Here is a 22,185-nt window from a genome sequence, read left to right as displayed (position 1 = left end):
TATTTTCTCCTGCTTTGCCTATTTATTTTTTGTATAAATTTAGCGCTTAAATTTCATGAATACAGCGCTTTTATGGAGCTTGGCGAGCAAGATATCGTTGGCAAAGTAAGCGTAAATTTCACCAAAGAGAAAAATGGCAAAAAACGCCAGTTAATAAGGATCGACACCTCAAATTTTAGCTTTTACACAACCGCTTCTAAAAAAGATGAGATCGCTCTTTATGACGTAGTGGCACTTAGCGTTCAGCCAATAGACGTTAGTTTTAAAGACTATCTGTCTGGCTCATTTTACATGCCTAGCTACGATAGAGCCGTTATCAAAAGAGATGAGAGCATTAGACAAAGAGCTATAAATTTCATCTCCGCCCAGCACGAAAACGCTAAAATTTCGCAGCTTTTCTCAGCGCTCTTTCTTGGCACAAACGTCTTTGGCGAGCTAAGAGATGATGTCTCAAACTGGGGCGTGGCGCACCTCATCGCCATTAGCGGCTATCACCTTGGCGTCATAAGCGCAGTTTGCTTTTTTCTTTTAAAGCTCGTTTTTAAGCCCATTTACGCAAGATATATGCCATATCGCTCTTACATTTTTGACTTTACTATCGCCGTATTTTTGGTGCTTTGCTTCTATTTTTATATGATCGGCTTTATAGCAAGCTTTTTGCGGGCATTTTTGATGAGCGTGGCTGGCTTTTATATGATCTGCAAAAAGATAAAGATCTTAAATTTCTACACGCTCTTTGGTGTTATTTTCTTTAGCGTCGCCCTATTTCCACAGCTTCTTTTTAATGTTGGCTTTTATTTTTCATGCCTTGGCGTCTTTTATATCTTCGTCTATCTTTTCTATTTTGCGCCCAAATTTAGCCTGTTAGCGAACTCGCTACTTTTAAATTTATATGTCTTTTTTGCTATGGAGGTTGTGGTGCTTTACTTTTTCCCGCTCATTAGCCTCTTGCAGCTTAGCGCGCTGGCTTTAAACTACATATTTAGCATATTTTATCCGCTAAGCTTTTTGCTTCACCTCTTTGGATATGGCGGTATTTTTGATGAAATTTTAAGCAAGATGTTAGCCTTTAGACTAAGTTATGGCAGTTTAGAAGTCAGCACATTTATATTTTTGCTTTACAACACCTGCGCACTTTTATCCCTTAAATTTAAAGCCGTCTCCCTGCTGCCACCCCTTTTTGGCATAACCGCATTTTTGCTCTATATACTAAAAATTTTTATCTAAATTTGCCGATATGCTTTTAAATTTAAAGGCAAGGCGATGCAGATAAACTCAAATTTTATAAATTTAAATAAAAACGGCTCTACAGCTACTGACGATGAAAATTTAAAAAGCAAAAATTTGCCAAAACTAGATAAGAGCGAAATTTTACACGACGCTTCAAATTTAGCTAGCGAGGCAAATAATGAGAGCGAGAGTAGCGCCGATGTCATAAAAAAGCAGTTAGAAAAACTGCAAAAACAGCTAAAAGAGATTGAAGCTGCGATAAAGCAAGCAAGTGCGAGCAAAAATCCATACGCAAAAGAGCTGGTTGCTTCGCTTCAGAGCAAAAAGGGAGCTATCTTTGCTCAGATAATGCAGCTAAACGCCCAGCTTGTAAAGATGCAAGGCGCTTAAGTAGATCAAATTTGATACTTTAAAAATTCTCTACTTAACTTAAATAACTCAAATTTGATCTTAAATTTAACCTCACACAGCCTTTACGCCGTAAAATTTCATGATTTTATTGTGAATTAGTAGCGATATATACATTATCGCAGCGCCTAAAATGAGCCTTGTTAGGTTGGCGTCCTTTTGCCAAAAGAGTAAATTTACGATGATGGCCGCTGGTATGAGGGCGTTATTCATGATGGCAAGCACGCCGCTATCGACCTCGCAAGCCCCTTTGTTCCACATAAAATATCCCAGCCCGCTAGCGACTATGCCAAGCCATAAAAGCACCAAAGCTTGGGTTATATCTACTTGAAATTTAGCTGGATTACCAAGGGTTATGAGTGCGATGAGGGCCACGAAAAATGCTCCAAAGTGAAAGTAGCCAAAGACCTTTTTTTGATCGACTTCAAACTTCTCCAAAAGCGCCTTATACGCACTTTGCCCTGCTCCAAAGCAGATGTTTGCCCCTTGCACCAGCAAAAAGCCCTTTATCGCTCCTTCGTTTATCGCGCCATACTTGATAACAAGCGCGCCAAAGACCGCTACGCCAACGCTAAAGAGATAAAGTGGTCTAAATTTAAAGCTAAACGCATCATATATGAGCGTCACATAAAATGGCGTAAAAATGGTAAAAAGCGCTACTTCTGGCACGCTTAGATACAAAAACGAGTTGTAGTAGCAAAGATACATGAGCCCTATTTGCACCACTCCGATCGCCATTATGCCAAGGGCGAGCTTGGGGCTGACGCCGCGAAATTTCGTAAATGGCAAAAAGACCAAGCTTGCAAGCGTCACACGCACAAAAACAGCCAGATAGCTATCGACCTTGCCCGCTAAAAACTCGCCTATCAAGCTAAAGCTAAACGCCCACAAAATGGTCACGAAGATCAGTTTATTCATTCTATCACCACCTCATTTATATTTCTTGCGCATTCAAAAAAGTATTCAAGCTTGTTTAGCTCGAACAAATCGCCATTTAGGATAAAATTTGCCCTGTCGCTAAAATTTTTCTCACTCACAAACAAAAACTGCTCAAATTTTACCTTGCCGCTAAGATAGCCATTTAGCAGGTCATTAAAGTCGCTATCAAGGCTATCTTGCTTTAGCGAGTCTAAATTTAGCCTAGCGCTCAGGCCCTCTATCACGCCTCTTAGATCCTTTAGCCTAGCTATTATCCTGTTTTCTTCGTCGCTTAGATCAAGCGCAGCTTTTTGCTCCTCTATGCGCTTAGTTTGGCTTTGCTTGCTAAGGCTTAGGCTATCTGGCAGCTTCCACTCAAACTCCACTCTAGGCTTGTTCGCATCAGCGTATGCCTCAGCCATCTGTGAAGTCGTCCTCTCGCCTTTTTTAAAGCTGTTATTATTCACACTTTGCGTATCTTTTAAGTAAATTTTTGGAGCAAATTTGCTCTTTTGCTTCTCATTTTCTTGCTCTTTTATATATTTTTCTTGCTCCATCGCCCCAAGTTTGGCGCTTATATCATCTTTGCTAAAATCAGGCATCACTATCTTTGACCCAGCATTAAAGCCGATCTCGCCGTTTGAGAGTAAATTTATCCTTGAGTTTAGCTCGGCTAGCTTAAGCCCAAGCTCGTCTAGCTCGGCTCTTTTTTTATTAAGAGTGAAATTTATCGCATCAAATTCGCTCTTATCTATCTCGCCATACTCAAACCAAAACTCATTTTCAGCTGCAGCCTTGGCAAAGCTATCTACAAATTTTGTCTCTAAATTTATAAGAGAATTTAGTGCAACAGCGTTAAAATAGACCTTTGCGACCTGAAAAGCGGTTAAATTCATCAGCTCTTCATCTTTGTAAATTTTCTCCACGCCCTTGTGGTCTAAAATCTTATCCGAAGCCTCGCTCGCACCACCATCAAAGATGAGATACTCGACCTTTGCCGTGATCGATCCTGCCTTTGTCATATATCCACCCTTTAGCTCGTCAGGCACAAAGGTATATCTGCCATCAAGGGATAAATTTAGCTTGTTACTCTTATTTTTATTTATATATTCATTTTTATTAAATTCTTTCAAACTATCAAGCTTCGCACTTTGCGCCAGAGCGATGATCTCTAGTAAATTTCCAGCCCAAAGAGGCAAAGCAAAGAGCAAAACAGCCAAAATCTTCTTCAAATTCTCTCCCTTTCATAAAATTTTCTTATAAAATTATCAAGATTATAGACCCATGCAAAAAGCACTGGCACGACAAGCAAGCTTAGCAAAGTCGAGCTAATGAGCCCAAAGATGATGCTTATAGCCATAGGTGAGTTGGCTTCATAGCCAGCACCCCTGCTAAGAGCAAGAGGCAGCATGGCAAATATCATGGCAAAAGTGGTCATCAAAACAGCCCTTAGTCGCTTCTTAGCAGCCATTTTCACAGCTTCGTTCGCCTCCATGCCGCTATTTGCAAAGTGGTTTGCAAAATCAACCACCAAAATGGCGTTTTTACCGACCATACCAAAGAGCAAGATGACGCCAACCATGACAAATAGGCTAAATGGGTTGCCGCTTATAAAAAGGCCGATCACGACGCCACAAAAAGCAAGCGGCATGGCAAGCATGATGAGAAATGGCAGCAAAAAGCTCTCATAAAGTGCGGCTAGCACCATATAAATAAGCACCGCGCTAGCACTTACCGTAAAGATAAATGAAGCGTTTGTATCGTCCATGAGCTCCACAAATCCAAGAAATTTATACTTGAAATTTGCAGGCAAAATTTCATCAAGCTTCTTTGAAATTTCATTTGCCACGCTATTTAGCGGAGCATTGTTTTTGGTATTTGCTAAAAATTTGATCTCATCGGCTCTATTAAACCTTGAAATACTAGCTGGCTTTTGCTCAAAACTAATCGTCGCCACATCGCCAAGTGTGACAAAAAAGCCCTCATTGCTTCTTATCTTAGTCTTTAAGATATCATTTGTATCGCTTCTAAATTTATCATCAAGGCGCATGTAAAGCTCATACTCTTTGCCATTTTCGTTTTCAAAAACAGAGACCTCGTTCTCACTAAATGCGCTATAAACAGCGCTTGCAATGCTAGCTTTATCTAAATTTAGCCTTTTTGCCTTATCTTCATCGATAGAAATTTGCACGCGCTTTAGCAGATCTTCTTCTGGCGAATTTACATCAGTTGCGTCATTTATCTCTTTTAGCATCTTGCTGATCTTTGGTACAAATTTCTCTAAATCTTTGCCATTTTCAGAGGTGATAGTAAGCTTAACTGGCTGCACATCGCCACCTTCAACCACCGGAAGATCAGCCACGATGACGCTCATATCATCACTTTTTAGCCTGTCACGAAATTTTTGCATAATAACGTTTTGTCTCTCGTGATTAACTCTATCTTTTAGCTCCTTTAGCCTAACGTAAGCCTTTACAAGATATGGCTGCTTGGCGTCTGTGTAGCCAAGGATGAAGTAGGCGTAAGCGACCTGAGGATCGGCGTTTATGAGTGAAATTTTATCTTTTAGCCTCTCTTTGCTAGCTTGCAAGCTAAGTGATGGGTCAAGCTTAAAGTAGATGTTAAACTCCGAGTTATCCTCGCTTGGCATGAAGTCACCGCCTACAAATTTAGCCAGTCCAAACGAGCAAACAACGACCACAAGCGTTATGGCTAAAAATATGAGCTTAAATTTAAGTGCTAAAGTCAAAATTTTCTCATAGCTATTTTCAAGCCACTCAAAAAATGGCTCGCTCTTTATATAAAATTTGCTCTCCTTAGCATCTACAAACCTAGCACTAAGCGTTGGCACAAGAAATATACTCACAAAAAACGATATGACGATGCCAGCTGCCACGCTCATGGCAAAGGAGTTAAAGTATTTGCCAACGATGCCACTCATAAAGGCTATTGGCACAAAGACGCAAAGCAGCACGAGCGAGATCGCAAAGACGCTAAATGCTATCTCTTTTATGCCTGCAAAGCTTGCTTTTAGAGCATTTGGCTCATCTTTTAGCCGGCTTGCGATGTTTTCAGTGACGACTATCGCATCATCGATAAAAATTCCAATACCAAGCGTGAGGGCTATAAGGCTTAAGCGGTTGATGTCGTAGCCTAGGGCATTTATGATGAAAAATGTAGCCACGATGCTAGTTGGTATCGCCACGACTGAGATGATGGTGATCGAGAAATTTCTTAAAAATAGATAGACGATCACGATGGTTAGCAAGACGCCAAGGATCATATCAAAGGCGGTTTGATCGATGTGCTTTTGTATCACTTCGCTCTTATCGTAGGCTATTTTTACGTCGTATTCGCTACCAAGCAGGCTTTTAAACTGATCTAGCTTTGACTTAGCTAGAGCGATCACGGTTAGAGCGTTTGCGTCTGGAGCTAGCTCAAGACCCAGCAAGACGCCACTTTTTTTATCCATTATCGCTGCTTCGTTTGCGTCTTTGTAAGCAAGATCAACACTTGCGATATCTTTTAAAAAGACCCCTTGCTTGATCGTTAAATTTCTTATCTCATTTATGCTTTTGGCGCTAAAATTTGACTTGATCGCCATTTGGATCTGCTCATTTTCTATCTTGCCAAGTGGCGCTTTTAAATTTTCAACCTTTATCAAATTTGCCACTTCATTTGCACTAAGTGCGTTTTTATCTAGCTTAAATCTATCTAGTAAAATTTTCACCGCTGGCTCTAAAAAGCCATTAGTCTTGACCTTTGAAACGCCGCTTATGCGCTCTAAAAACGGCTTTGCCACGTCATCGATCTCTTGCATGAGCCTAGTTTCGTTGCCATCAAGCCTTGTGATAAAAAGGCTAAATACAGAAGAAGAGAGCCCGTTTAGCTTTTCTATCTCGTAGTTTGCGCCAACTCTCGCCTTTTGCATCTTGTCGCGGACGTCGTTTGTAGCGCTCTCTAGGTCTTTGTTTAGCTCAAATTCGATGCTTACCACGCTTAGGTTGTCAAAGCTAGTTGAGTAGAGCTTTTTTATCCCCTCGATGCTTGAGACCTCGTCCTCGATCTTTTGCGTGATCTTTGTCTTGATGTAGTTCATATCGCCATTTGCGTAGGTCGTGATCTTGACGATTGGGATATTTACGGCTGGGTATAAATTTACATTCATCGTCTTTAGCGAGTAGATGCCAAAGACAACGAGGCTTAAAAATATCATAAGCGTAGTTATGGGGCGGTTTATGGCTGTTTTTATCATCTATTTTCGCCGATTATCACTTTTCCTTGACCAAACATGCCCGGCTTCATCCCCACATCGTAAGCTTCGGCGTAAAATTTTCTGGTCTCCCTTTTTATCTCTGGGTAAATGAGCGCGATTTTTAGCTCTTTTTCTTCGCTTGTTGCGTCAAGTTTAAATTTAAATGTATCGCCAACTTTTACTAAATTTGCGTATTTTTCGTCGATCGCTATTAAAATTTTAACCTCTTTAGAGTTTAAGACAAAGGCTGGCTGAAGTGGTGAAGCACTCTCGCCAAGCTCGACATTTTTACTAGCTATGATGCCATCAAAAGGAGCTTTTAAAAGAGCCTTTTTAAGATGATCATCTGCGTTTAAAATGGCGATCTGGGCACTCTCTACCCTAAGAGCTGCCTCGTCAAATTTATACTTTACCTCGTCAAATTCTTGCTTTGAAGTGACGTCCTTTACTTGGCTAAATTTATTAAAGGTGTTTTTAGCAAAATCTTTTGCGTTTTTAGCAAGCGCTAGGTCGTTTTTTGCCTTTTTTAGAGCAATCTCTAGGCTTGTTTGATCAAGACTAGCTAAAACGTCGCCCTTTTTAACGTGACTTGAGACATCTACAAAAATTTTATCCACCTTGCCACTGCTCTCAAATGCAAGCTTTGAGCTTTGCTTGGCATAGACTTCAAAATCAGCAAAAATTTCCTCGCTCGCAAATGAAAAAATGCAAAATATCATTAAAATTATCAGCTTTTTCAATCCCTAATCCTCTCTAAAATACTCTCCCCACTCTCAAAAAAATACTCCGCCTTTTTTATCTCTAGCTCATCTTTCGCCCCCTCAAAAAGGCTAATGGCGTCAAATTTCTGAGAGAGCGCCTCAAGCAGGTCGCTATATCCCAAAAGCCCAGAGTTATACTTCTCATAGCTCGCTCTAAGCGCAAGTTCGCTCGCCTTTACATACTCATTTAGCGAGGCGATCTTTGAGCTAAGCGAAGCGATCTCGTTTTGTAAATTTTTAAGTTTTGTCTCATTTTCACGCTTTTTATACTCTAAATTTAGCCTCGCTTCATCAAGCGCGATCTTGCTAGCTTGGCTCATCTTGCTAGTTGCAAAAAAGTCAAAAATTTTCCACCTAAAGCTAACGCCAAATTTATTGCCATGCGTATCTTCTTTTATATATTTATCAAGATATGGGCGGTAAGCGTTATACTTGCCAAGGTCGATGTCATAGTTATTTTTGTAAAATCCATAGGTGTCATAGAGCATGATTTGGGGTAAAAAGCCAGCTCTTGTCTCGCTAAGCCTAGCTTCGCTTATAAAAATATCTTGATTTAGCCTATCAAGCTCGGCGTTTTTTGAAGCTAAATTTGAGCCAGTCTCAGCCATTTTTGCCCCGCTAAGTGGCGAAATTTGCTCGCCTGTTAGCAAATTTATCTCGTTTAAAATTTGCTCCATTTTGTTTTTGTATTCAAGCTGCGTGCTATTTGCCAAGTGGTATTTTGCCCGCACATTTTCTAGCTCATCTTTTGCGGCAAGACCTGCTTTGTTTGCCTTTTCAAGCTTATCTAAAACGCCTTTTAAGAAATTTGCCTGAGCGTTTTTGGCAGCTATTATATTTTCAAGTGCGCAGGCGTTAAAGTATAAATTTACAGCCTTAAATGCAAGGTAGTTTTTAGCTTCATCACTTGCAATGGCGGCTTTGTTCTTTAAAAGCTGGTTCATCTTTAACCTAGCCTCTCTCGCCCCACCGTCATATAGTAAAAAATCGATCCTTGCTAGCACGCCAGCTGACTCTTTGGCGACTATACTTGGAAAGGTGCTTGCGTTTTTGCCGTATGAGCCCTCTAGGCTGAGGCTTGGCAAGTAGGCACTTGATGTCGCTTCGTCATTTAAATTTGCTCTTTTTAACTCAAGCTCTTTGATCTTTGAAATTTCGTTTTGAGTGGCTTTGTTCGCCATCTCGCTCAAATTTGATCCAAGCAGTGCCAAAGGCAAAAGTGCTAATAAAATTTTCTTCATCAGTGAAAGCTTTTTACCAAATTTCCTATTAGCAAATTCCAGCCATCAACTAGCACGAAGATGAGTAGCTTAAATGGCAGCGAGATCATGACAGGAGGGAGCATCATCATACCCATAGCCATCAAAACGGAGCTTACGACCATGTCGATGACAAGAAATGGCAGATAGAGTAAAAAGGCTATCTCAAAAGATGTCTTTAACTCGCTTATCATAAATGCCGACATCGCGATGCTTAGCGGGATATCCTCGATATTTGCTGGATTTTGCAAATTTCTTATCCTAAAAAATAGCGCAAGATCTTTTTCTCTAGTGTTTTTAACCATAAATTCTTTAAACGGCTTTAAACTCTTATCAAGCATCTCCTCATAGCCTATCTGCTCGGCTATATAAGGCTTTATGCCCTCATCGTAGCTTCTTTGCCCGACTGGCTCCATGATAAAAAATGTAAGCACCATCGCAAGCGAGATAAGTACCGTTGAAGGCGGCACTTGCTGCGTACCCATCGCTTGACGCAAAAATGAAAAGACAATGACAAGGCGCAAAAAGCTAGTCATCATAAAGATGAGTGAAGGAGCAAGTGCAAGAGCGGTGAGGATTAGTAAAACATTTAGAGAATTTACAAGCTGCTCGGCATTTTGCGGTGAATTTAGGCTTAAATTTATAGTTGGTAGCGCAGGATCAGCGCCAAAAACTACACAAAACAAAACCGCTAAACTAAGCAGTGCTTTCACGACTAATTCCTCGTATCAAGGATACTTTTCTTAGTAGCCTCTTTATTTTTTGGCTCGAGCGAAACGAAGTGAATTTCCACCCTATTGTTTTTAGCTCTGCCCTCGTCTGTGCTGTTGCTAGCGATCGGATCAAAAGATGCCCTACCAGAAGTGATAAGCCTCTCTTGTGGTACGCCATCGCTAACTAGCTCTTCAAGCACGCTTAGCGCCCTTGCAGTAGAGAGCTGCCAGTTATTTTTATATATAGAGTCTTTACTTGGATTTGTATTATCAGTGTATCCGATGATATCTGTTTTTACCTCATTTGGCATTTTGGCTATGATCATGCCTATTCGCTTTAAAAAGAGCTTCGCATCCTCGCCAGAAATTTCAGCGCTATCTTTGTCAAAGAGCATCGCAGCTGGAAGCCTAACGATAAAGCCATCCTCGCTCTCCTCCATCGTGATCTCAGGTGCCCCACTAGCCGTTAGTAGCTCATTTATCTTTTTAACAGTCGAAGTGACCTCGTTTTGAGCACCTTTTTGAGCTTTTGGTTTTGGAGTGCGTCTGCTTTCAGGATCTGTCTCTTTTTCTACCTGACTATCTGGTCTTGCGCCACCCTCTAGCACGCTTAGCGCACCAGCTAGCGAGCCAACAGCAGCCTCCATCTTTTTAGCATCCATCGTCGCCATAGAAAGGAGCAAAACGAAGAAGCAAAGCAAGAGCGACATAAGGTCGCCAAAGGCAGCCAACCACTCAGGCATGCACTTTGGGCACTCTTCTGGTTTTATTAACTTACCCATTATTCAAACTGACTTTTTCTATCTTTTGGAGGTAAAAATGCTAAGAGCTTAGCCTCAAGCGTTCTTGGGTTGTCCCCTGCTTGTATCGCCATGATCCCCTCTAAAATGACTTGCTTCTCAAGTGCCTCATCAGCATCGCGGATCGAAAGGATGTTTGCAACAGGCGAGCCGATGATGTTACCTATCATCGCACCATAAAGTGTCGTAAGCAAGGCAACCGCCATAGATGGACCGATCGCACTAGGATCTGACATGTTAAGAAGCATCGCAACAAGACCGATCAGTGTTCCGATCATACCCATCGCACCTGCAAAACCGCCTACTTGCTCGAAAATTTTGATGTTATTTGCATGCCTTGTGCTAGTTTGATCTATATCGATCTCCAAAAGCGCTCTGATCGCATCTGGCTCATTGCCATCAACTGCCATTGAAAGACCTTTTTTTAAAAACTGATTTGTCTCATTATTTACTTCGCTCTCAAGTGCCAAAATGCCATCTCGCCTAGCTTTGGTTGAGTAATCAACTACTTTTTTTATAGTCTCAGGTAAATTTACAACAACTGATGGCTTAACAGCGACACCATAAAATTTACCGATACCTTTAAGCGTCTCCATCTTGAAGCCAACCATCATAACGCCGATAGTACCACCAAAAACGATCATCACAGAAGGGATATCGATGTATGGCCCTATACCAACGCCTATCGCCATTGATCCAAACAAAAGCACTAGGGTCAAAACCCAGCCGACGACGGTTCCTAAATCCATTTAAACTCGCTTTATTTATAAATTCTTAAGAATTGCTATTTTATTAGCTTTTTGTTGAAACAATCGTTAAATTAAAAAAAATGTTTGCCATTTTTTGCTACAATCTGCGAAATTTTTAACGTTAAAAGGCTTAAAAATGAACAACACTTCTATCATAATCTTAGCTGCTGGTCTTGGCACCAGGATGAAATCAAAACGACCAAAAGTCCTATTTGAGCTATGCGGCGAGCCGATGATCATTCACATCTTAAAGCAAGCTTATGCGATCACAAATGACGTTAGCGTCGTGCTTCACTACGAAAAAGAGTTAATTAGTAAAAAGATAAAAGAAATTTTTCCTCAAACTAAAATTTTCGAGCAGGATCTAGCAAATTTCCCAGGCACTGCTGGTGCGATAAAGGGCGTAAATTTAAGCGGCGAAAAGGTGCTTGTCACTTGCGGAGATATGCCACTTGTTAGATCAACTGATCTTATGCGTCTAGCAAATGCCGAAGCAGACGTGGTTATGAGCTCATTTGAAGCGGCAAATCCTTTTGGCTACGGCAGAGTTATTATAAAAAATGGCAAAGTTGAAGCCATCGTCGAGCAAAAAGATGCGAGCGAAGCACAACTTGCTATAAAGAGCGTAAATGCTGGCTGCTACTGCTTTAAGCGCGAGGCGTTAGAGCAAATTTTACCGCTCATAAGCAATCAAAACGCACAAAAAGAGTACTACCTAACTGACGCCATAAAAATAGCAAATGAAAAGGGTCTAAAGTGCGTTGCAGTAAATGTTAATGAGCAAAATTTCATGGGCATAAATGATAAATTTCAGCTAAGTATCGCTGAAAAGATCATGCAAGATGAGATCAAGCAAAATTTGATGAAGGCTGGCGTTTTGATGCGCATGCCTGAGAGCATTTTCATAGACAGCAGGGCTAAATTTGAAGGCGAGTGCGTACTCGAAGAAAACGTAAGCATCCTTGGTGAGTGCGTTATAACAGAAAGTATCATCAAAAGCTCGTCGGTGATCGAAAGTAGCGTCATCAAAAACTCAGACATCGGCCCACTAGCTCATATAAGGCCAAATTCTGAAATTTCTGACACACACATAGGAAATTTCGTCGAGGTTAAAAAAGGCGTTCTTAGCGGCGTAAAAGCAGGACACTTAAGCTATCTTGGCGACTGCGAGATAGAAAGTGGCACAAATATCGGTTGTGGCACGATCACATGCAACTACGACGGCAAAGCAAAATACAAAACCAAAATCGGCAAAAATGTCTTTGTTGGCTCAGATACGCAGCTAGTTGCCCCTGTAAATATCGCTGATAACGTCATCATCGCAGCTGGTAGCACCATCACAAAAGACGTTGAAAGCGGTGCTCTAGCTATCAGCAGAGGTCGTCAAGAGAACAAAAGCGGCTTTTTTGAGAAATTCTTTGGCAAAGACGATGTTAAAAAATAAGAAAATTTTACTTGCTGTTTGCGGCAGTATCGCCTTTTATAAGGCATTCGAAATTTTATCGTTGCTTAAAAAGCAAGGCGCTGATGTTTATGTGGCTTTAAGTGACGGAGTACTTGAATTTTGCAGTGTAAGCGGCTTTGAAGCGCTAAGCGAGCATAAAATTTTAAGCTCACAAACGCAAAACTGGCAAGATGGCGTAAATCACATAGCCTACTCCAAAATGGATCTAGTCCTCATCGCACCTGCCTCGGTAAATACGATAAATAAGCTAACAGCTGGTATCTGCGACAATGTCTTCATGCAAACGCTAATCGCCGCCTCGCACGTGCCTTTGGTCGTTGCCCCAGCTGCAAATAACAATATGATCGAGCACTTCTCGACACAAAATTCGCTTGAAATTTTAAAGAAAAACGGCACTTTAGTGGTTGAGCCAGTGCTTAAAACTCTAGCTTGCGGCGACGTTGGCAAGGGTGCTTTAGCAAGCCCTGAAGTGATAGTAGAAGCTGCCATTAAAAGGCTTAGCAAGCCCATTTTTGCAGGCAAAAAAGTGGTGATAACGGGCGGTGCGACAGCTGAAAAGATAGATGATGTTAGAGCCATTACAAATTTCTCAAGTGGCAAAATGGCAAGAGCCTTGGCTAGGGCCTTTTACTACGCAGGTGCGGAGGTAAAACTGCTTGCTAGCTTTGAAACTAGTAACGAGCCGTTTCTTAGCCTTAAATTTAGCTCAAGTAGCGAGCTTTTAGAGCTTTGTAAAAGCGAGTGCGAGGGGGCAGATTTACTTGTAATGTGTGCTGCTGTGAGCGATTTTGTGCCGACAAAAATTGATGGCAAGATAAAAAAAGAGGACGTTGGCGAGGTTTTAAATTTAAGCTTAAACAAAAATATAGATATTTTGCAAAGTTTAAGCAAATTTAGCTGTAAAAAGATCGGCTTTAAGCTTGAAATCTCAAGCGAAAACGCTCTTAAAAGCGCTAGATCAATGCTAGAAAAAAAAGCGCTTGACGCAGTTTGCTTAAACGTAATGAGCGAGAAAAATGGCTTTGCAAGCGAGCAAAACGAGGTAAATTTCATCACAAAAGATAGTGAAATTTTGTTGTCGCTTGCTTCAAAAGATGAGATCGCAGGGCGCATAGTGGAGCTAGCAGCAAATTTATGATAGAGCAGATCTCACGCGTCCAAAAGATAGCAAAAAACAGCCAAGCACCGCTAGTAGCGATAAATTCGTCCTTGCCGCTTAGCATTTTAGTAAGCCAAAAGGTCGGCTTTAATAGATACATCTTAAATTTTGCTAATAGAAATTTAAACACAAAAAGCGTAAAAGAGCTAAACGTGGGCTCAAGATACTGGGGCGAGGTGCATAGTCAGGGCGAAAACATCGTCATAAAAAATTTATACGAGAAGCCAAAAATTTTAGATGAGGACGTTTTGGCTGATGGGCTAAATTTGATAGAAAATTTGGTAAAAAACGAGAATTTATCGTGGCTTTACAGCTATTTATTTAAAAACTTAAGCGAAGTTAAAACAAAAGATGAGATGAGAGTGCTGGCAAAAATGCTCTTTGCTCTGCAAGAAAACGTCGTGCATATACCCTTTGCATATAGCGGTATAAACGGCATCTTCCAGCTTAAAAAAGAGGCAAGTGAGATGAGAGTTTTTCTTGTATTTTCAAATTTTGCGCCGCTTGTTTTTAAATTTAAAGATGAAATTTTATGTGAGATCACAACTCCATTTAGCAACGTCGCAAGCTTGCTAAAGAGCGAATTTGACACGCCAGTTTTGGTGCAAAACGTAAGCGCTCTTTGGAGTAAAAAAGAGCAAATAATTGACTTTAAAGGCTAGATATTGAACAAACTTAACCACCTCGCTATCATTATGGACGGCAACGGACGCTGGGCGAAAAAGCGTGGATTTTTGCGGACAAATGGGCACGAGGCTGGGGCAAATGTCGTAAGCGATATGTGCGAATTTTGCATCGACAATGGGGTGAAAATTTTAAGCCTTTACGCATTTAGCACCGAAAACTGGAAAAGGCCGCAAAAAGAGGTTGATTTTTTGATGAATTTGCTTAAAAAATTTCTTCTTTTAAAGCGTGATGATTTTATAAAAAATGGGATTAAATTTAACACGATTGGCGACATTTCGCCATTTAGTGATGAGCTAAAAAATGAGATAGAGATCACCAAAGACGCAACAAGGGAAAATACAAATTTGCTTTTAAATTTAGCGATAAACTACGGCTCAAAAGATGAGATAATAAGAGCCATAAAAAAGCTAAATTTAAAAGGTTGTGAGATAACAGAGGCAAGCTTAAATTCGGCACTTGATGAGAGTGAGCCGGTCGATCTTCTCATTAGAACCGGTGGCGAGAGCAGGCTTTCAAATTTCATGCTCTGGCAAGCAAGCTACGCAGAGCTCTTTTTCACGCCGACACTTTGGCCTGACTTTGGCAAGGATGAGCTTGGTGGGATCGTGGCTAAATTTAAAGATATAGAGCGAAGATTTGGCGGAGTTTAGTGAGATAATGGATATTTTGGTCATCTTTTTTGCCGTTTTTGCTTTTGTTCTTGGCATCTGTGTGGGGTCATTTTCAAATGTGCTGATATACCGCTTGCCACGAAGTGAAAGTATAAATTTCCCAGCCTCACACTGCCCAAAATGCTCTCACAAGCTAAATTTTTATCACAATATCCCGCTTTTTTCATGGCTATTTTTAGGCGGCAAATGCGCCTTTTGCAAGCAAAAGATAAGCCTTGTCTATCCGCTAGTTGAGATAGCCTCTGGGCTACTTTTTCTGATCTGCTTTTTTAAAGAGTGCGGCGAAATTTTAAGCGTAGAAACTCTGCTTTATGCGCTATTTTTAGGGCTTTGCTTTATCATGCTACTAGCCCTTAGCGTCATAGATATAAGATATAAAGCCGTGCCAGATGCGCTCCTTTTTGCGGCGCTGTTTTTCGCATTTGCCTATGCCCTGCTACTTTTTATCTTTAAAGGAAATTTTGATCAAATTTTAAATTTATTCCTTTTTGGATTTATATTTTGGGCGCTAAGATTTGTCGTGAGCTTTGCAATGAAGCGCGAAGCCATGGGAAGTGCTGATATTTTTATCGCAGCGATCATCGGAGCTATTTTACCAGCCAAGCTAGCCTTTGTGGCTATCTATCTGGCTGCACTTCTTACGCTTCCAGTCTATGCGCTCGTTCGCAAAAAGGGCTACGAGCTAGCCTTTGTGCCATTTTTAAGCCTGGGGCTGCTTGTCACCTACGCTTTTGACGGGCAAATTTTAGAAATTTTAAGGTTAATTTATGAGTAGAGTAAATAAATATCTTTTGTTTAACTTTTTAGGCACGTTCGCATCGTTATTTAGTACGCTTTTTTTGATCATGTCGATCGTCTTTTTCATCCAGATCGCGCGTATCACTTCATACATCGAGATCAGCTTTGGCGAGCTCTTTAAACTCTACTCATTTATGCTCCCACGCGTGTTGCTCTTTGTCGTGCCTATCGCGTTTTTCGTCTCACTTGCGATGACGCTCTTTAGGCTATCAAAAGAGAATGAAAGTATCGTTATATTCACGCTTGGTGGCTCACCAAATAAAATAGCAAGATTTTTCTTAGCTTTTTCAGCCCTTTTAAGCGCTGCCTTGCTGGTAGTTGCCATCGTCATGATACCAATAGCCGCCCAGCTAAATGCAAATTTCATCGACTATAAAAAGACGGTTGCAAAGCTAAATTTAAAGCCAACCCAGTTTGGACAAAAATTTTCAGACTGGATGGTCTATGTGGGCAGCGAAAGCGAAGACAAAAATGGCACAATCTACAAAGATATCGTGATGTTTAACCCATTTGTAAAAGAGTCTCAGCGTCTAATAACCGCTAAAAACGCAAAGATCATAAATGTGGGTCAAAGCGTAGAGCTCTCTTTGAACGATGGTAAGATGTATGACATAAGAGATGAAATTTATCACCAAAGCAACTTCAAATCAATGAAGATAAGAACCGCACAAAGCGAAGAGATAAGCGACGTTGGCAGTATCAAAGAGTACTGGATGGAGGCAAGTAGCAGCGATAAACGCAGAAAAGACCTTAGCACCTATGTCCTAGTAGCCCTCTTCCCACTTGCTAGCACGCTCTTTGCGATCAGCCTTGGCATCGTCACATATAGATATGAAAAGGGAATGGTCTATGTGGGCACTTTTGGCGTTTTGTTTGGATATTTTACTCTTATCATGCTCTTTTCATCAAAGCCAGCGCTTGCGATACCGCTAATATTTTTCGTATTTTTGATAGCTGGCGTCTTGCTTTATAAAGCCAAGATCACACGAAGATATTGATGAAAATTCAGCTAATCTATAGCTACGATGGCTCGAAATTTCAAGGCTCTCAGACCCAGCCGCACGAAAATGGCGTAGAAGATAAGTTAGAGCGCGCCTTAGCTCACGTTGGTATTTTTGAAAGAGTGGTCTCTAGCTCGCGCACCGATAAAAGCGTGCACGCAAACAACCAAAGCTCAAGCATCGTTTGCGGCGATCACTTTAAAGACTTAAATCGCCTAAAAGATCTTATAAACCGTCACGCACACCCAAGCATTCATATAAAACGCATAAATTTGGTAGATGAGAGCTTTCAAGCAAGATTTGACGCGGTCGCAAGGTCGTATAGATATGTGATAGATCACGGCAAATTTGATGTTTTTAGCTCAAACTACAAGGTCTTTTTGCCTAAATTTGATACCAAAAGAGCAAATGAAATTTTGCGAAATTTTATCGGCGAGCATGATTTTAGCGCATATATGAAAACTGGAAGCGACACAAAAAGCCCAGTGCGAGAAATTTATAAAGCGTTTTGCTACGCACGCAAAGAGCAAACTATCATAGTTTTTAAGGCAAATGGCTTTTTGCGTGGTCAAGTACGCCTCATGGTTGCAAATTTACTAAAAGCGCTAAAGCAAAAAGATGGCGACAAGCTCATCAAGGCTTCGCTAAATGGACATCCTGCTCTAACTCGCATACCAGCGCCAGCTGAAGGGCTATATCTAAATAGAGTTTTTTATAAATTTTACTAAGCTAAAAGTGGTCTGAAAATAAAATTTGGGGGAAAAGGATGGCGCGCCCGAGAGAATTCGAATCTCTGACCTTTTGAACCGCAATCAAATGCTCTATCCGGCTGAGCTACGAGCGCACATGAAAAATTAAGTTGTGATATTAACCAAACTTTCCTTAAAAAGAGATTGTATTCATTTTAAATTTATAACCTTTTTAGTAAAATCCTTTGAGCAAAAGGAGCAAAAATGAACGATTTTTTCGATAGTCTAAAAGAGATCAAAAAAGAGCTTGCAAAAGAGCAAGGCGTGGCTAAAAAGCCCCAAAAAGAGGCTATTTCTCACACGAAAGAGGAGGCGATCTTACACAAAGAACAAAAGCTAAGAGATGAGTTTTTGGCATATACAAAAGATAGCAATATCAGGAAAATTTAACTTTGGAACGCTAGTTGCTTTAAATGGGGATATTTTGAATGGAGAAACCCATGAATATAACCCAAACTTTAGAATCTTTAAGCATTTTAACCGATAGCGACGCTCTTTTTTGCGAGCTTCGCGCACTGATAAGTAAAAATTTCACAAAAACACTAGCAAACAAAGACAAGATTATCTCTTTTTACGAAGAGAGCGAGATCCCGCAGCGAAAATGCTTCTTAAAATTTATAAAAAAACTCTACGAAAAACAGGGCAATGAGCTTGACGTAACCTTTGCAAAATACAAAACCATAAAGCTATCTTTAGTGCAAAGAAACGCCCTAACAAACATCTACAACATCGACATTGAGTTTTTTAACGACGAGATAATCTTTACGCTAAACAACACTCCAAGAGCTTTTGCTAGTTACATTTTGCAAAATTTTAAAGGCAATGAGTCTAAATTTGACGAGAAAAATCATAAACTTAGCCTAAAAATAAAAAAAGATAGCGATTTTGACTTGATAGAAGAGATCATTTCAAGACGCAAACATCTAAAATTTATAGTAAATTTTAACTACAACGAGAGCAAATTTAAAGAGTTCAAAAGAAACTACAAGATCCAAAACTCAGCCAAATTTAAAAGTCGCTTCAGCGCTTTGGCAAATTTGCTTGAAGAAAATTTTAAAATTTTAGGCTGTTCGAGTAAAGATAGCTTCGAAACCGTAAGAGACAGCTACCTAGCCCTTGCCAAAATTTACCATCCAGACAGACACTCAAACAAAAGTGAAAGCATCAAAAACGAATATAACGCTAAATTTAAAAAGATCCAAGCAGCCTACGAGGGACTAAAACCTTTTTTTAAAAACCAAGAGAATTTTATAAAGGTGGGATAAATAAAGCTGGCTAAATTTACATACAGCAAATTTTACACTTATAAATTTAGTTAGAATAGTTTTATCACCTTACTAAAACGCAAGGGCCGATTTTTATGTTTTTCGATATCGCCTGACCTTACTAACTTTTCTATTGTATTTTTTACAAGCCTTGAAGGTTCTCTTATTTCTTTTGATATCTCATCCACTGTCATTTTTTTACCATTAATTAATTTTAATATTTTTTCTTCTCTTGGTTCATTTATAGCTAGTTCTTTTTTCTTATAATCCAATAAATACTCTATATCATTTAAATTTGGCAATTCAATCCCGCCCATAGCAAGCAATTTAGAATTTCCAGCCATTGCATCATTATTCTTTTTTACAAAAAGGTCTGTCCAGTTATTTTTTAAATTTTCTTTTGCACCCTCCCATGTTCCACCTTTTAAGCCAGAATGTATTACCACGGAGCTTTTTGCCAATACATAGATGTATTTGTTTCTTCCCATGGCATTGCCTGCATTAAATTTTGCATCCGGATAATACGGACTTATAAGAGTCAAATTACTATTTTGTATAGCTTCTCTATACTTTTTAGATAAGACTTTTTGCGCTAACGAGTCCGAAACGACCCCAATAGTAGTACCGTCAGCCTCAATAGAGCCAAACATCGAAGATTCATCTATTCCTCTTGCTCCTCCAGAGACTACACTATATCCGCACAAAGCAATTTTTTTTCCAAGCTGAAATGCAAATTCCAAATCATCCATTGAAGCATCTCGCGATCCAACAATAGCAATGCCTTTAGTGTTTAATATTTTCTTGTCTCCAGCACCGTATAAAATAGGCGGAGATTTTTGCCCCAGCTTCCTTTTAAGTGCTATTGGGTATTCTTCATCTGCTCTAGTCATAATCCAAATTCCGAAATTTTGCCATTTTTGCAAAGACAATGCCATAGCATTTCCTCTATCAAGCAAAGATAAAATTCTATCTTGTATAATTTTCGAGCCTTCATATTCTTTCAAAATATCAATATTATTTGTTGCCAAAAGATCTGCTGGCGTCATATTGTATTTTAAAAGCCAGGTTGCTAAATTAGAGTATTCGGTTACAGTAAGAGGTTTATCGTTTTTATTGAAGTAGGCCGTAAGCAGTATGATTGCCTGAGAATTTAAGCTTAGTTTTTTCATTATAATTTTCCTGTTGTCGAAAGCGCAGCAGGAAATACATTCCCACAGCCTTTTTGTTTTAAGAGCATGGCAGCTACTGTTATAGTCCACCCAGAGTCGATAATATCGTCTATTAATAATACTGGTTTATTTGGAATACCATTATCTACTTCAAAAACACCATCAAGATTTTTTGCTTGATGGTATGAGTTATTCATCATTTTTTGAGCTTGATTTTGTTTTATTTTTTTTATAGCTTGAATAAAAGGTAAATTTAACTTACTGGCAACTTTTTGCGCAAATTCTGGCACCAAAACTGGATGTTTTAGTGATGGTATACAAGTTACCCAAGCAAATTTTTGATTCCAATCACAAACCATTTCAACAAATGCATCCACTAACTCTTCTGAAAATTTTCCACTATGCTTATTCTCTGCGACAATTCTTCCCCAGCCAGCATCTTCCCATCTAGATAAAATACGCCCACTTTCTGCCCTTAATATTTCAGGAATTTTCCCTTTTATACCATATTCACTTAGCGCATCAGCTCTTACTTGTTTCTTAGGGGTAAAATCTATGTATTTTTTTCTTAAAAACTCTGCCGCCCTTAAACCTATGTCAGTAGAAAAATCACTACCTATAGGTTGTAGACAGTTAGAACATTTTCCGCATTTTTGAGGATTTGGATCATTTAAGGCCTTTTGCAAAAAAGACATTAAACACTCTTTAGTATCTAAATATTGTTGAATTTCATTCCACTCTGACCGTCTTATTTCTAAAATTTTATTTATTTTTTCTTCGTCATAAAAAAACTTATTTGGCGTTCTAAGCCATTTCGAATCTATTTTTATTACTGGTGATATAGACTCAACACTAAGATATTTTAGAGTTTTTTCAACTTCACCTTGAGTAAGATTTAACTCCTTTTGAATTTCTACTATAGATAAACCATGATCACTTCTCTCCAGGCACTCTAATATCAAATCTATATTTTCTTTTGTTGGAAAAGCCGACCTTCTAAAAAAATCATGTATATCATCATCCTCGTGTCCGCTCAATAATACCCCGTATGCATTGTCTATCCCCCTACCTGCACGGCCAACTTGTTGATAATAACTTATAACTGATCCTGGTGCTTGATAGTGTATTACAAATCCTATATCGCTCTTGTCAAAACCCATTCCTAGTGCTGATGTAGCCACTAGAACTTTTATATTATTATTAATAAGCTGATCTTCTAAAAACTCCCTATAAGCATCACTAGTTTCAAATTTATCATTTGTCACATCACTAAAATAAGGGCTTGCCGATATATTATTCTCATTAAGCCAGTCTGAAATAATCTTCGCATCTCTTTGAGTCAAAACATATACTATACCAGAACCTTTAAATGAAGGAATATATTTTGCAAGCCAAGCCAACCTATAAGATGGATGCGGTAGTCTTATATTATGCAAAGTAAGGGTCTCTCTTTTTAAATCACCCCTCATTATTAAAATACCGCTAATTTGGCTTCTGATGTCTTCAATAACTCTATCATTTGCGGTAGCAGTTGTGGCTAGAATGGGAGTATTTTCAGGAATTTGTTTTAGTATATTTACAATTCTTTTATAGTCTGGTCTGAAATCGTGACCCCAGTCGCTAATACAATGTGCTTCATCAATAACAAACAATCCAATATTTCCTGAAATTGGCTCTAAAATATTTTGCATAAAATCTTCGTTAGCTAGTCTTTCTGGAGAAATAAGGAGTGCATCTATCTTATCGCTTAAAATACTACTTTTTACATCATTCCAATGGTCTATATTTGATGAATTTATTGTTGCAATATTGAGCCCCAATTTTTTTGCCGACTCTATCTGGTTCCTCATTAGCGCTAGCAGTGGGGATATAATTATGGTTAGACCATAACCGCATTGCCTTAAAAATTTTGTGGAAATAAAATATACGCTACTTTTTCCCCATCCTGTTTTTTGGATAACCAAAACTTTTTTTCTTTTGTTAACCACGGCATCAATAGCTTCATATTGGCCTTCTCTAAAAGAAACATTTATATTCAACAAAGACTTTTTTAAGAAATCTAACGCTATATCTTTTGTTAAAATATCCATAATTATTATTCCTCATAATGTTTTACACATACCATAAT

General features: G+C 39.4%; 21 protein-coding genes and 1 tRNA gene. 11 read left to right on the top strand and 11 right to left on the bottom strand.

Annotated elements, in window-relative coordinates:
• The first annotated feature begins 72 nt into the window (after positions 1 to 72).
• Together G6W42_RS08380 and G6W42_RS08375 are read left to right on the top strand one after the other, a co-directional pair.
• The gene (locus G6W42_RS08380) at positions 73 to 1,227 is read left to right on the top strand and encodes a ComEC/Rec2 family competence protein (RefSeq protein WP_242042729.1); all 1,155 of its coding nucleotides are present in this window, start codon (positions 73 to 75) and stop codon (positions 1,225 to 1,227) included.
• 36 nt (positions 1,228 to 1,263) lie between these two features.
• Entirely contained in the window at positions 1,264 to 1,620 is a 357-nt protein-coding gene (locus G6W42_RS08375; RefSeq protein ID WP_194173655.1) for a hypothetical protein, read from the top strand.
• Between the two features lie 72 nt (positions 1,621 to 1,692).
• Here the strand turns inward: G6W42_RS08375 and G6W42_RS08370 are convergent, their stop codons facing one another.
• The 8 genes from G6W42_RS08370 to G6W42_RS08335 are packed head-to-tail and all read right to left on the bottom strand — an operon-like array spanning position 1,693 to position 11,093.
• Entirely contained in the window at positions 1,693 to 2,556 is an 864-nt protein-coding gene (locus G6W42_RS08370; protein ID WP_194173654.1) for an EamA family transporter, read from the bottom strand.
• The gene (locus G6W42_RS08365) at positions 2,553 to 3,788 is read right to left on the bottom strand and encodes a TolC family protein (RefSeq protein ID WP_194173653.1); all 1,236 of its coding nucleotides are present in this window, start codon (positions 3,786 to 3,788) and stop codon (positions 2,553 to 2,555) included. The genes G6W42_RS08370 and G6W42_RS08365 overlap by 4 nt, the downstream gene beginning before the upstream one ends.
• On the bottom strand, positions 3,785 to 6,811 hold the full coding sequence (locus G6W42_RS08360; protein ID WP_194173652.1) for an efflux RND transporter permease subunit: 3,027 nt from the start codon (positions 6,809 to 6,811) through the stop codon (positions 3,785 to 3,787). Before G6W42_RS08360 ends, G6W42_RS08365 begins: the two co-directional genes overlap by 4 nt.
• On the bottom strand, positions 6,808 to 7,551 hold the full coding sequence (locus G6W42_RS08355) for an efflux RND transporter periplasmic adaptor subunit (protein WP_194173651.1): 744 nt from the start codon (positions 7,549 to 7,551) through the stop codon (positions 6,808 to 6,810). Before G6W42_RS08355 ends, G6W42_RS08360 begins: the two co-directional genes overlap by 4 nt.
• The gene (locus G6W42_RS08350) at positions 7,548 to 8,813 is read right to left on the bottom strand and encodes a TolC family protein (protein WP_194173650.1); all 1,266 of its coding nucleotides are present in this window, start codon (positions 8,811 to 8,813) and stop codon (positions 7,548 to 7,550) included. Before G6W42_RS08350 ends, G6W42_RS08355 begins: the two co-directional genes overlap by 4 nt.
• Positions 8,813 to 9,535 (bottom strand): flagellar type III secretion system pore protein FliP, encoded by a 723-nt coding sequence (gene fliP / locus G6W42_RS08345; protein ID WP_196779718.1) that lies wholly within the window; start codon positions 9,533 to 9,535, stop codon positions 8,813 to 8,815. Before fliP ends, G6W42_RS08350 begins: the two co-directional genes overlap by 1 nt.
• An 11-nt stretch (positions 9,536 to 9,546) precedes the next feature.
• Positions 9,547 to 10,326 (bottom strand): flagellar motor protein MotB, encoded by a 780-nt coding sequence (locus tag G6W42_RS08340; RefSeq protein ID WP_004318176.1) that lies wholly within the window; start codon positions 10,324 to 10,326, stop codon positions 9,547 to 9,549.
• Positions 10,326 to 11,093, bottom strand: a complete 768-nt coding sequence (locus G6W42_RS08335; protein ID WP_021086711.1) for a motility protein A — start codon at positions 11,091 to 11,093, stop codon at positions 10,326 to 10,328. Before G6W42_RS08335 ends, G6W42_RS08340 begins: the two co-directional genes overlap by 1 nt.
• Positions 11,094 to 11,229: 136 nt before the next feature.
• Here G6W42_RS08335 and glmU point away from each other — a divergent pair, with 136 nt between their 5' ends.
• The 7 genes from glmU to truA are packed head-to-tail and all read left to right on the top strand — an operon-like array spanning position 11,230 to position 17,602.
• The gene (glmU, locus tag G6W42_RS08330) at positions 11,230 to 12,537 is read left to right on the top strand and encodes a bifunctional UDP-N-acetylglucosamine diphosphorylase/glucosamine-1-phosphate N-acetyltransferase GlmU (protein WP_194173649.1); all 1,308 of its coding nucleotides are present in this window, start codon (positions 11,230 to 11,232) and stop codon (positions 12,535 to 12,537) included.
• Entirely contained in the window at positions 12,524 to 13,696 is a 1,173-nt protein-coding gene (coaBC, locus tag G6W42_RS08325; protein WP_194173676.1) for a bifunctional phosphopantothenoylcysteine decarboxylase/phosphopantothenate--cysteine ligase CoaBC, read from the top strand. Before glmU ends, coaBC begins: the two co-directional genes overlap by 14 nt.
• On the top strand, positions 13,693 to 14,379 hold the full coding sequence (locus tag G6W42_RS08320) for a hypothetical protein (RefSeq protein ID WP_194173648.1): 687 nt from the start codon (positions 13,693 to 13,695) through the stop codon (positions 14,377 to 14,379). Before coaBC ends, G6W42_RS08320 begins: the two co-directional genes overlap by 4 nt.
• A gap of 3 nt (positions 14,380 to 14,382) precedes the next feature.
• A complete protein-coding gene (gene uppS, locus G6W42_RS08315; RefSeq protein ID WP_194173647.1) occupies positions 14,383 to 15,054 on the top strand; it encodes a polyprenyl diphosphate synthase in 672 nt (223 codons plus the stop codon).
• 7 nt (positions 15,055 to 15,061) lie between these two features.
• Entirely contained in the window at positions 15,062 to 15,850 is a 789-nt protein-coding gene (locus G6W42_RS08310; protein WP_194173675.1) for a prepilin peptidase, read from the top strand.
• Positions 15,843 to 16,871 carry an LptF/LptG family permease gene (locus G6W42_RS08305; RefSeq protein WP_194173646.1) on the top strand — a complete coding sequence of 343 codons (1,029 nt, stop codon included), beginning with the start codon at positions 15,843 to 15,845 and terminating at the stop codon, positions 16,869 to 16,871. The genes G6W42_RS08310 and G6W42_RS08305 overlap by 8 nt, the downstream gene beginning before the upstream one ends.
• Positions 16,871 to 17,602: a tRNA pseudouridine(38-40) synthase TruA gene (truA, locus tag G6W42_RS08300; protein ID WP_194173645.1), complete on the top strand. Its 732-nt coding sequence runs from the start codon at positions 16,871 to 16,873 to the stop codon at positions 17,600 to 17,602. Before G6W42_RS08305 ends, truA begins: the two co-directional genes overlap by 1 nt.
• A gap of 39 nt (positions 17,603 to 17,641) precedes the next feature.
• Here the strand turns inward: truA and G6W42_RS08295 are convergent.
• Positions 17,642 to 17,718: transfer RNA gene (locus G6W42_RS08295), tRNA-Arg, on the bottom strand.
• Between the two features lie 109 nt (positions 17,719 to 17,827).
• Between G6W42_RS08295 and G6W42_RS08290 the strand changes: the two genes are divergently transcribed.
• Entirely contained in the window at positions 17,828 to 18,013 is a 186-nt protein-coding gene (locus tag G6W42_RS08290; RefSeq protein ID WP_103639540.1) for a hypothetical protein, read from the top strand.
• A gap of 50 nt (positions 18,014 to 18,063) precedes the next feature.
• The gene (locus G6W42_RS08285; protein ID WP_194173644.1) at positions 18,064 to 18,888 is read left to right on the top strand and encodes an adenylosuccinate lyase; all 825 of its coding nucleotides are present in this window, start codon (positions 18,064 to 18,066) and stop codon (positions 18,886 to 18,888) included.
• 50 nt (positions 18,889 to 18,938) lie between these two features.
• On the opposite strand, the gene G6W42_RS08280 is transcribed toward G6W42_RS08285, so the two are convergent.
• On the bottom strand, positions 18,939 to 20,057 hold the full coding sequence (locus G6W42_RS08280; RefSeq protein WP_194173643.1) for a DNA-processing protein DprA: 1,119 nt from the start codon (positions 20,055 to 20,057) through the stop codon (positions 18,939 to 18,941).
• Positions 20,057 to 22,147, bottom strand: a complete 2,091-nt coding sequence (locus G6W42_RS08275; protein ID WP_194173642.1) for a RecQ family ATP-dependent DNA helicase — start codon at positions 22,145 to 22,147, stop codon at positions 20,057 to 20,059. Before G6W42_RS08275 ends, G6W42_RS08280 begins: the two co-directional genes overlap by 1 nt.
• Positions 22,148 to 22,185: the final 38 nt, after the last annotated feature.

It is taken from the genome of Campylobacter concisus, assembly GCF_015230015.1.
Classification (GTDB): domain Bacteria; phylum Campylobacterota; class Campylobacteria; order Campylobacterales; family Campylobacteraceae; genus Campylobacter_A; species Campylobacter_A concisus_AF.
This window is presented reverse-complemented; position numbering and strand designations above follow the sequence as displayed.